Annotated in this window: 2 protein-coding genes; one reads left to right on the top strand and one right to left on the bottom strand. The window is 64.9% G+C overall.

Going from position 1 to position 1,623, the window contains the following annotated elements; translation table 11 throughout:
* Positions 1 to 43 precede the first annotated feature (43 nt).
* On the bottom strand, positions 44 to 271 hold the full coding sequence (locus tag FA743_RS20115; RefSeq protein ID WP_136887821.1) for a hypothetical protein: 228 nt from the start codon (positions 269 to 271) through the stop codon (positions 44 to 46).
* A 181-nt stretch (positions 272 to 452) separates the two neighbouring features.
* Here FA743_RS20115 and FA743_RS20110 point away from each other — a divergent pair.
* Positions 453 to 1,623 (top strand): chloride channel protein (locus FA743_RS20110; RefSeq protein ID WP_136887822.1); only part of this gene is annotated, 1,171 nt, incomplete at its 3' end.

Raw genomic sequence — 1,623 nt, 5'->3', positions numbered from 1 at the left:
CCGCGATGTCGGTGGTGCGCGCGCTCAAGCCCGCCTCGATGACCTAGTACCCTTCCCCGAGTTCCGCTTGCAGAATGCCGGGCCATCGGACATCGGCATCATACCATCCCGTCGGTCCGCTTTCCACCGGGATGTATCCCCAGGTGTTCGAGTCTCCATAGACCAGAATACGCTTTGTATCCGTGTCTCCATTCTGGTCCTGCGCTTGGGCAATACCCCCCGATAAAAGGGCAAGCGTGGCGATCGTCCCGAACAGGCTGCGTTGTGTCATCAACAAGGGTGTCCTCCTTCCGATCACTGGAAGAAGGCTAGGCCGACTGAGTCATAGCAGTGCACATGCATTGCCTGGCATCGCGCGGTCATGCGGCGGAACGCAAATTCCCGTGAACAGGCTTGCAGGCTTGCAAGGATCTCGCTCGCCAAGCTTGCGATGCTGTGCCAGCTTCATCGGAATGGACCCCACTTCCGACCCTTACACCAAGGCCTTCTGGCAGGCTCTCCGCCGTGACACGTGCCATATTGTCGGCTCAGTGCTGGGTCGTGCCCGACGTCAGCTGCATTTCTGGATACTGGCCTTGCTGATCGGGATCGCGGCGGGATGTGCCGCGCTTGGGTTTCGGTTGGGAATTTCCTGGATCCAGACCACGATCTATGGCGCCGATGACCTGACTCTTGCCAGTGTCGCGCGTGATCTGCCTTGGCTCTGGGTGTTGGTGGTGCCGGTCATGGGGGGGCTTGCGGTTGGGCTGATCCTGGACAGGTTCACTCCGGATGGACGGGTTCGCACGGTGTCCGACGTGATCGAGGGCGCGGCGCTGGACGGGGGACGGGTGGAGGTCCGCGAAGGCCTGGCATCGGCCACCGCGTCGCTGATCACCCTCGGGACCGGTGGCAGCTCTGGTCGCGAGGGACCGGTCGTGCATCTGGCGGGCGTCGTCTCGACAGCCGTCGCACGTCGGATCAAGGCCAGTCCCGTGACCGGGCGTGAGCTGTTGGGATGCGCTGTCGCCGGCGCCGTCGCGGCCAGCTTCAATGCCCCCATCGCCGGGGCCCTGTTCGCGCATGAGGTCGTGCTCCGCCATTTCGCGACCCGGGCCTTCGCCCCCATCGCAATTGCCGCCGTGGCCGGGACAGTCATCAACCGTCTGCAGTTCGGCGGGCTGACCGAGTTCATCCTGCCGGTCGAACCGGACCTGGCCTTTCACATCGAACTGCCGGCCTTCATGGTGCTCGGCCTCGTCTCCGCCCTGGTCGCCGCGGCCATGATGAGCGGGATCTTCAGGGCTGACAGGCTCGCCACCCGCGCGATGTCGGCGATCGGTTGGCCCCGATGGTCCAGGCCCGCGCTGGCGGGACTGGCGCTTGGGATGATCGCGATCCCCTTCCCGCATATCATCGGCGTCGGGTACGAGACCACGGCCGCGGCGCTCTCGGGACAGATCAGCCTGGCGCAGGCGATCATGTTTGCCGTCGTCAAGGCCCTGGCGGTGGCGATCACCCTGGGCGGGCGGATGGGTGGCGGGGTCTTTTCCCCGGCACTGGTCATGGGATCGCTGACCGGCCTGGCCTTCGGGATCATCGCGACCACGCTTGCGCCCGGATATTCCGGAAGCGTCAACGTCT

Origin of the sequence: Paracoccus gahaiensis, from assembly GCF_005048225.1 — a bacterium.
GTDB lineage: Bacteria > Pseudomonadota > Alphaproteobacteria > Rhodobacterales > Rhodobacteraceae > Paracoccus > Paracoccus gahaiensis.
This window is presented reverse-complemented; position numbering and strand designations above follow the sequence as displayed.